Genomic DNA, 8,326 nt, shown 5'->3' on the forward strand with positions numbered 1-8,326 from the left:
AGGATATGAGGTGAGCGAAGAACGGGCAGGTCTCCTGACTTGCGGCTCTTCACCTGATCTCCCGCCTTCCCGCTTCATGTTCCATGAAGCAGTGGCTAATTTGGAGCGGCTCCCCGCTTACAGTGGCGCGACCGTACCGGATTTTCACCGGTTTCCCTATTAAGTCGGGCTGTGAACACCCGACACCCGTTCCCGAAGCTTACGGTATAGAAAATAATTCTCAATATACCATATGTCTATGGATTCGTCTATTGAACCCGGCTGCTTCGTCCTCTGATAGTTTCCGCTCCATCACCAAAACGAAGACCCCGTGAATCATCACGGAGTCTCCATTTTTTCAGGAAGCTTGATCTTATACCCGATGCATCATCGGCAGCGAGAACAGATAGAGGTTGATCACGGCCAGGACCGCCATCAGAACGTAATACGGAAGCAGCTTCCGCCACGATGCCCGTTGGCCGATCCGATAGACCGTATAAGCCGAGCCCACGGTACCGAGCACAACGACAAGATATTGAAGCCATTGGACGGTTCCGGCGGATGCCAAACTCAGGTCTCCGGAGAGCTGGTAACCGAACAGGCTCACGGTATTGAACCAGATCGCCTTGCCCTCTGTGAAGGCATGGAACAGGTTGTGCGCCAGATGGCCAGCCAGGTCCAGCGGGATAATGGCGTAGCCGAACCGGACGAAGTTCTCCCGGACCTTCTCCGCGCTCTTCGAGCCGGCCGTTAAGCGGGCGGTGACCCACAGCATGGCGATCGGGAGCATCATGGAGAGAACGAAAGCCACGGTGAAATTCACGTTGTAGTTCGTGGTCTGGGTGACCTTGCTGATGCCGGTCAGGATGCGGTCCCAGATCTCCAGCATGGTGATATTCTGTACGAAGACGATCCCCATGATGACCGCAGCCAGAAACGCATGCTCGGCCTTCGGCTTCTTGATGCCCCACAGCTCAGCCGTCGGCTTGCGGGGGGAGATCCGGATCGAATTGTTCGGACAGGTCTTCACGCAGTTGCCGCACAGATTGCAGTCCGCGCTGCTTTCCATGGTTCGGGGGAACTCGAACATCGGACATCCTTCCGCCTTCTCGTTGCCCTTGTAGCAGGACTGGGTCTTGCACGTTTTGCAGATGTCCGGAGTGCCCCGGAGCTCCAGCATGCCGGACCGGGAATAATTCCCGGCCAGGCCGCCCAGGAAGCACAGCGTTTTGCAGAAGGTCCGCCGTTCGTAGAATACCGACGTTCCCACCACCATCGTGGTCAAGAGAAGCAGCAGGTATCCGGAACCGCGAGGGGACTCGACGATTCCCCAGATGTGGTCGGACCAGGTGATCAGAATGAAGAACAGATCGATCAGCCAGATCCCGTATTTCTTCAGGAAGGCTGGCATGGGTCTCTCGGAGCCGACCAGCTTCCGGACGATGTCGCTGATCTTTCCGAAGGGACAGACGGCGCACCAGAATCGGCCCAGCACCAGGAAGATCACCGGGATAGCGGGCCACCAGAGCACCCAGGTTAAGGAGGTACCGAAGTTCCGGCTCGGGTTCATCGTGCCGGCCGCCAGTTCGTAGACAATGACGGAGAAGACGACCATAGCCGCCCACTGGAAAATACCCGGGTACCATCTGCTGCGCACGAAGGCCCGGATAGCAGGAACGTCCAACAGATTGTACCGCTTGCCGGCGGCGGAGACATCAGGGGATTGCGAAGTGCTGCGTACCGGTGTGCTCATGCTAGCCCCTCCTTCTTCCGGAACCGCTTGTTCCAGATTCCAATCAGGATGAATGCGGCGTTAACTGCGCCGAAGGCATATAGAACCGGCAGGTTGGGCGGGGTTTCCACCACGTTCTCATGGCTCCCGTGGCCGCCGGTGCTTGAGCTTTCGTGCGTCCCATTGGAGGTGGCGCTGCCGGTCGAACCATGGGAGGCATGCGCATCCGTTGACGATGTGGCGTGCTGCTCCGCAGGCGTAGACATCTTGCTGTGCTCCTCCGTTGTCATATTGTGGGCCGCGTGGGCATCGGCAGCGGGTGCCGGCGCCGGGCTCGGAACCGGACTCTTCACGGCCTCTTGCTTGGCTGCCGGTTGAACCTGTGTGGTTCCATGACCGGCATGCTCGTCCTTCTTGGCTTCGTCTGCCCATGCGGTGCCGGCGAAGAGGACCACACCGGCCAATCCCGCGGCGATGGCGATTTTTTTCATCATCCGATCTTCCTTTCTTCTCGATGCTACTGGCTCTATTCTAGGAAGAAAGTATGGAGAAACGATGTGGATCGATGGACATCCTCGATCGGAATCCCGTTAAACCGCGATTGTTCACAAAACCTTCACGCCCCAAATAGAAAGAGACTGTCCCATCGGACAGCCTCCTTCCTATGCCGGGCCGCTTGTAGGCAGAGAGATGACGAAGCGGGTGCCTGCTCCCGGTTCGCTGGCCACCTCAACCGTCCCTCCTTGGAGCTCCATCAGCTTCTTCACGATGGCCAAGCCTAATCCGCTGCCTCCGTGCTCGCGGGACCTGGACTTCTCCACTCGGTAGAACCTCTCGAAGATATAAGGAAGCTCCTCCTGCGGTATTCCCCTTCCCGTATCCTCCACGATCAGATGGACGGACTCGGGTTGTGCCGATAACCGCACCCGGATCGTCCCCTGCTCCGTATACCGGATGGCATTCTCCAGAATGTTCAGGACAACCTGCTCCATCCGAAGACCGTCCGCATAGACGAGTGGGATATCGGCCTTCTCGTAGTGAAGGGACAGGCCTTTTTCCCTTGCCTTCAGCTGTACCTTCTGAACGCTGTTCTCCGCCAGCTCCGACAGATCGAGCCATTCCATCAGGAGATGAATCTTCCCTTCCTCCATCTTGGAGAGCTCGAAGAGGTCATGGATGAGCCGGCTCAGCCTTAAGGACTCTTGATAGATAATGGTCAGGTATTGCACCTTCTCCTCCTCGGAGTCGTACAATCCGTCCGTCAGTACCTTGGCATAGCCCTCCAAGTAGGTAATGGGCGTACGCAGCTCGTGGGAGATATTCGCGAAGAATTCCTGCCGCGTATCCCGGTAATGCTGCAGATCCCGGGCCAGATCGTTGATGGCCGCACCCAAGTTGCCGATCTCGTCGCTGGACCGTACCTCCACCCGGGTTTCCAGCTCTCCCTTGGCGATACGGCGTGTCGCCTGCTCCATCTGGACCATGGGACGGGACAGAATTTGGGACACGACATACGTGAACCCCAGCGCCAGCGCAAAAGCTCCGCCCCCCGACAGCAGCAAGTAGCTGCGGACCCGTCTTAGGGATTCGTCCATGCTTTGCATGGAGGACAGGACATAGATCGCAATGCCTTCCTCCGGAACCGGCCTTGCGGAGACGAAGTAGCTCTCTCCGTCTTGGGCCGCGAATTCACGGAATAACGAATGGCCCGCCCGCAGTCCGGCTAGATCGGATGGCTGGAGGAACTCGGCATCCTGGATCTTAAGCCGGCCCAGGCTGATGGGATCTCCGGTGTTCAGATGGATCAGATAGATGCTCACGTTCGAGAAGTCCGCATAGGTCTGCATCATCTCCTCGGAGCTCGTGTCGTGAGACTTGGCCATGCTGGCGAAGTGAGTGGCCAGATCCTGAACATCCTCCTTCATCTTCGTATGATAGAAGGAGGAGAACACCCGGTCGATGACGAGCCCCAGGAAGGTCAAGATGATAATGAATAGGGCAATGATGACGGCCCCCAGCTTCAAGCCGATCCGGTTGATCCTCATGTGGCTTCACCTTGGGACTGGAACTTGTAGCCGACCCCCCACACCGTTTGGATCGGGTTGTAGGACAGACCGGCCCGTTGGATTTTTTCGCGGATATTCTTAATATGGGTATCGACGACCCGGGAATCTCCCAGATAATCATGCCCCCACAAGGCTTCAACCAGGATCTCGCGGGAGAAGGCCCGGTGCGGACTGCGGGCGAGCAGCAGGAATAGGTCGAACTCCTTCTGGGTCAGCTCCACCGGCTGTTGATCCACATGAACCTGGCGGCCCTCCGGATAGATGATCATTCCCGGCGCTTCCAAGCGTTCCTCCGTGACCATATGCTGCTGCTGGTAGGCCGACCGCCGGAGCAGGGCGTATACCCTGGCAATCAGCTCGTCGGGATCGAAGGGCTTGGTCAGATAATCATCGGCCCCCAAGCCGAGTCCTTGAACCTTATCCTTGACCTCCGTCCGGGCCGTGAGCATCAGGATGGGGGTCATATCCTTCTCCCGGATCTTCCTGCATACCTCCCACCCGTCCATATCCGGCATCATGACGTCCAACAAGATAAGATCATACGCGGCGTTCCGCAGCTGTTCCAGAGCCTCTTGGCCGTTGGTGGCTTCCTTAACCTCCATCCCCTTTCGGGTCAGATAGATCCGGAGCAGATTCCGCATATTCCACTCGTCGTCGACAACCAACACTTTAATTCTGTTCATGGTACCACCCGATCCTGCAAGATTTCCCTTATTATATCCCCCAAATATGTGGAAACGATGAAGGCAGCATTCTTTACCAACTCCACACTTTCTACACAACTGCGAATTATTATAACGTTAAAGTTGTTATCAAAGGACGGAGGAATAGGATGCGCAAGCACTTGATTCGAACGGCAGCCGCTGCAGGACTGTTCGCGTTCCTTCTAGCAGGCTGCTCCGGCACAGGCTCGGAGCACTCCATGGAAGGTATGAATCACTCGGAGAAGCACACGGATTCAGCCCCGATGCCAACCACGGGTTCCGATACCTCAGGGTTAACGAAGACCGTTGCCATGTCGGCTATTCGACAGACAGAGTTCACCTTGACTGCACAGGCGAGCAATCTGGAGATTGAATCCGGGAAGATTATACCGGTCTGGACCTTCAATAATTCGGTTCCGGGACCTGAGATTCGGGTACGTCAAGGGGATCAAGTGAAGATAACCTTGAAGAACACGCTGCCGGAGCCGGTCTCTATCCATTGGCATGGGCTCCCCGTACCCATCAGCATGGACGGAATTCCAGGCGTGACTCAGAATGCGGTTCAGCCCGGTCAATCGTTCACGTATCAGTTTAAGGCCTCTGTGCCCGGGACGTACTGGTACCATTCCCATCAAGACAGTGTCAATCAGATTGACCGCGGCTTGTACGGCTCCTTCATTGTTGAATCCGCCGCGGATCCCATCGACCGGGATTATGTGGTGATGCTGGACGAATGGATATCCGGTACCCCTTCCCCTGCCGCTTCTGCAGGGGTCCATGAATCCCATTCCGGTCATGGCATGTCCTCCGGTTCTGCGGCTCACGACATGAGCATGTACGATCTGCTGACCATAAATGGCCGCAGCGGCACATCGGTTCAGAGTCTTGCGGTGAAGCAGGGGGACCATGTCCGGCTGCGCATCATCAACGCCGGTTACAAGTCCCATGCCCTCCACCTCCACGGGCACGAGTGGAAGATAACGGCAACGGACGGCCAGTCTGTGAACCAACCCGGGCTGCTGAAGGATTCGTTCTTGAGCATTGCTCCGGGAGAGCGTTACGATGTGGAATTCGAAGCCAACCGCCCCGGCGACTGGTTCCTGGAAGCTCACGGATCGGAGCCTGGGGTGAAAGGGATGAAGATCAAGATCGCCTACGAGGGAACTCGCGGCGGCACCGACACACCCAACGACATGGAAACGGGGCTGCCGACCCTGAATATCGCAGCATATGGTCAATCGGGGCCTGCTCCGTTCAAGCTAAATGGGCCATACGATCTGACGTACACCATGAATCTCGGGACGGAGAACCGCGATGGCGCCACCATGTACACCATTAACGGCCGAGCCTATCCGAATACGGAGACCATTCGCGTGAAAAAGGGGGACAAGGTCCAGGTGAAGCTGGTCAATCTCTCCAAGAGCGATGATCATCCGATGCATCTTCACGGGCACTTCTTCCAGGTCTTGAGCCATAACGGCACGCCGCTCTCTGGGTCTCCGATTGTGAAGGATACCTTGAACCTGAAGCCGGGCGAGGAATATGTGGTGGCTTTCGAAGCAGGGAATTCAGGGGATTGGATGTTCCACTGCCACGACCTGCATCACGCTTCGGCAGGGATGGTCACGCATCTCTTATATTCCGACTATAAGAGCGACTTTGTCGCGGATCCGAAGTCCGGCAATAAGCCGGAATGACGGAGCACCTAATGAGGAAGAGGGGCGTCCCCTCTTCTTTCTTTTTGGGCGTGCTGCGCTTTGCGGATGCTATTACGACCTTCTTCCCCTATTCCGGCACGTTAAGTAAGTCGTAATCGCGTCCTTCACATCTTCTTCAACTTCCTCCCGGCTTAACCCGGTCCACGACGTTTCCCCAATCAGAAGCTTGTTGCTCTTGTTCCACCCTTCGCTAGAGTCTGCTGGAAATAGATAAGCCGTGACTCGTATACAGTGGTCTTTAACGAAAAAGGCAAACTCATACATATCTTCGCCATTGCAACGCAGGATGGCATCGGATACCCAACCGATATAATAGAGCGCCTCCTGCTTATCCGGGTTTACAACCCAATGATCCGCGGGCGGCATCCCATCCTCCAGCGGCTTCTTAAACTGATACTCTTGCAGCTTCTTCAACCAAGTCGTATCGATGGCTTCATAGACGAACATGTGGTTTCCTCCAATGGGTACGAATGAAATTCGACTACCGGTCTTTCGCCTACACGCTGTTGTTTATCTCCTCATAGAATATAATCCTATTGCCAAACGGATCCGTCACACAGCATTCTTCCGTTCCCCAAGACGTTCTTTCCAATCCAGGTCGTGAAAAACGATATTGTTTCTCCAACAAACTTCTTTGAAATGCAGTTACTTCTTCCATTTCAATCCTAATTGCAGCACCTGGAGTGCAGTCCCCATAATGCTCGCTTAAATGTAACCTCAATTGATCTTTGGAAACCTGCATATACAATGGCAAATGATCTTCAAACCGATGCTCCCAATCCAACTGAAATCCTAAGTAATCGATATAGAACTCTACCGCTTTTTCTGCATCAAAGATCCGAAGGATCGGAATTACGACTTGAAGCTTCATGGATCCATCTTCTCCTAGCATGTTATATATATATCGCCAACGTCGCCTCTTCTCGAAGGATCTTTCTTCACTTGCTATAGCACTTGATTGATGATCTCATCCCATTTATTGTTTTCTTCAATTATTCCCGTCATCTCAATCAATTGATGATAAATCCTTGAAAGCTCTGGAATCATACTTGTCAAGGTTTTCATGATTTCGATTTCATTCCGGCTGCAATCCCAGCTTTCAAGCATTGTTAATTGCCATGGCATGAGGTGAGTTCGTTCTCCCTCTATCTTTGACCAGTCCCACGCTTCATTAGGCAATCTATCTGTCTCCAAATCCCATCCTTGAACGATAAAATGTCTCAAGTTATTCAGATTCGTCAGTGCATAATAATATTCCCTACGCAAGACCCTTCGGTAAATTTCGTGCATGTAAGCGAAGACTTTGCCCCTCCACCGGAATACATCATCCTGTGTTACCTTGTATTTTAATGCTTCCGATTTGGCGTGGATTTGACTAATGATCTCATCAGGATCAAACAAAATCTTTATGCCCTTAAGCCAGATCGAGGGCTGCAGGGTTTTCGTATTGTAAAAAAACACATCGACCTTTAGAAAGGTGTCATAGTGCGCGATTGTAAAGGGTGCTTTCGGATAATAATCTTCAAAGAATAGAACGTTTCCCCATTCTTTTACGATTTCCTGTTTAGATTCGATGTATCGGGATAGTGCATCTTCTTGTACAACTACACGCAAGTCAATATCAGAGAATTGGTCAGCAGTTCCTTGAGCAATGGAGCCCCCTATAAAAATCCCTATCACTTCTGTTCTTAACTTTAATGAATGTACAATCGTTTCTAATAACGCTTGCCGGACATGGGGTAGGCTTTCGTCTCTTTTTGTATGTCTTGAACGATACTTCAAATGCATGCACCTTCTCAAATTTAGACATATATTAAAACCAACTATAAATTGTCCCCCTAGTTACCTTTATTTCGTTATTCCTTGCCCACTGTTTCAATTCTTCTATGTGAACTCCATCATTGTTCTTAAATCTAAAATACAGATTCATCCATCCTAATATCCAACAGTTTACCACAATCTGGATCCCCCCGCCGCAGGCAAAAGAGTCATAACCACCGGCTTAGCCGGTGGCTTCCATTAGCCCTATAAGGGCATGTTACTAGCCGGCGCCTAAAGGCGCTCTGAAATGGCTGCCAACCGCGTGGGTTCACGGGCGAGCCCCTGAAAAGGGGCCTCGTTACCTGC

The 8,326-nt window shown here is 53.4% G+C and carries 8 protein-coding genes and 1 riboswitch; of the genes, 1 reads left to right on the plus strand and 7 read right to left on the minus strand.

Going from position 1 to position 8,326, the window contains the following annotated elements:
* Nucleotides 1-7 precede the first annotated feature (7 nt).
* Nucleotides 8-205, minus strand: a riboswitch (cobalamin riboswitch).
* Between the two features lie 147 nt (nucleotides 206-352).
* The 4 genes from ACSEXW_RS26570 to ACSEXW_RS26585 form a co-directional block, all read right to left on the minus strand.
* Nucleotides 353-1,732, minus strand: coding sequence for a 4Fe-4S binding protein (locus ACSEXW_RS26570; protein WP_438449215.1), 1,380 nt, complete (start codon nucleotides 1,730-1,732; stop codon nucleotides 353-355).
* On the minus strand, nucleotides 1,729-2,205 hold the full coding sequence (locus tag ACSEXW_RS26575; RefSeq protein WP_438449216.1) for a hypothetical protein: 477 nt from the start codon (nucleotides 2,203-2,205) through the stop codon (nucleotides 1,729-1,731). Before ACSEXW_RS26575 ends, ACSEXW_RS26570 begins: the two co-directional genes overlap by 4 nt.
* Nucleotides 2,206-2,373: 168 nt before the next feature.
* Nucleotides 2,374-3,756 carry a sensor histidine kinase gene (locus ACSEXW_RS26580; protein WP_438449217.1) on the minus strand — a complete coding sequence of 461 codons (1,383 nt, stop codon included), beginning with the start codon at nucleotides 3,754-3,756 and terminating at the stop codon, nucleotides 2,374-2,376.
* Nucleotides 3,753-4,460: a response regulator transcription factor gene (locus tag ACSEXW_RS26585; protein WP_438449218.1), complete on the minus strand. Its 708-nt coding sequence runs from the start codon at nucleotides 4,458-4,460 to the stop codon at nucleotides 3,753-3,755. The genes ACSEXW_RS26580 and ACSEXW_RS26585 overlap by 4 nt, the downstream gene beginning before the upstream one ends.
* Before the next feature lie 149 nt (nucleotides 4,461-4,609).
* Here ACSEXW_RS26585 and ACSEXW_RS26590 point away from each other — a divergent pair, with 149 nt between their 5' ends.
* On the plus strand, nucleotides 4,610-6,178 hold the full coding sequence (locus tag ACSEXW_RS26590) for a multicopper oxidase family protein (RefSeq protein WP_438449219.1): 1,569 nt from the start codon (nucleotides 4,610-4,612) through the stop codon (nucleotides 6,176-6,178).
* 72 nt (nucleotides 6,179-6,250) lie between these two features.
* Here the strand turns inward: ACSEXW_RS26590 and ACSEXW_RS26595 are convergent, their stop codons facing one another.
* The 3 genes from ACSEXW_RS26595 to ACSEXW_RS26605 all read right to left on the minus strand — a co-directional run bounded on the left by ACSEXW_RS26595 (nucleotide 6,251) and on the right by ACSEXW_RS26605 (nucleotide 7,981).
* Nucleotides 6,251-6,646 (minus strand): hypothetical protein, encoded by a 396-nt coding sequence (locus ACSEXW_RS26595; RefSeq protein WP_438449220.1) that lies wholly within the window; start codon nucleotides 6,644-6,646, stop codon nucleotides 6,251-6,253.
* Between the two features lie 49 nt (nucleotides 6,647-6,695).
* Nucleotides 6,696-7,070 (minus strand): glyoxalase superfamily protein, encoded by a 375-nt coding sequence (locus ACSEXW_RS26600; RefSeq protein ID WP_438449221.1) that lies wholly within the window; start codon nucleotides 7,068-7,070, stop codon nucleotides 6,696-6,698.
* A 74-nt stretch (nucleotides 7,071-7,144) separates the two neighbouring features.
* Nucleotides 7,145-7,981: a nucleotidyltransferase domain-containing protein gene (locus ACSEXW_RS26605; RefSeq protein WP_438449222.1), complete on the minus strand. Its 837-nt coding sequence runs from the start codon at nucleotides 7,979-7,981 to the stop codon at nucleotides 7,145-7,147.
* Nucleotides 7,982-8,326 lie beyond the last annotated feature (345 nt).

Origin of the sequence: Oryzibacillus soli, assembly GCF_051594765.1 — a bacterium.
Lineage (GTDB): Bacteria > Bacillota > Bacilli > Paenibacillales > NBRC-103111 > Paenibacillus_AR.

Excerpts from the sequence above, each read along its gene's own strand:
- ACSEXW_RS26575 (WP_438449216.1), bottom strand. The coding sequence starts at position 2,205 with ATGATGAAAAAAATCGCCATCGCCGCGGGATTGGCCGGTGTGGTCCTC.
- ACSEXW_RS26595 (WP_438449220.1), bottom strand. The coding sequence starts at position 6,646 with ATGTTCGTCTATGAAGCCATCGATACGACTTGGTTGAAGAAGCTGCAA.
- ACSEXW_RS26590 (WP_438449219.1), top strand. The coding sequence starts at position 4,610 with ATGCGCAAGCACTTGATTCGAACGGCAGCCGCTGCAGGACTGTTCGCG.
- ACSEXW_RS26600 (WP_438449221.1), bottom strand. The coding sequence starts at position 7,070 with ATGAAGCTTCAAGTCGTAATTCCGATCCTTCGGATCTTTGATGCAGAA.
- ACSEXW_RS26580 (WP_438449217.1), bottom strand. The coding sequence starts at position 3,756 with ATGAGGATCAACCGGATCGGCTTGAAGCTGGGGGCCGTCATCATTGCC.
- ACSEXW_RS26570 (WP_438449215.1), bottom strand. The coding sequence starts at position 1,732 with ATGAGCACACCGGTACGCAGCACTTCGCAATCCCCTGATGTCTCCGCC.
- ACSEXW_RS26585 (WP_438449218.1), bottom strand. The coding sequence starts at position 4,460 with ATGAACAGAATTAAAGTGTTGGTTGTCGACGACGAGTGGAATATGCGG.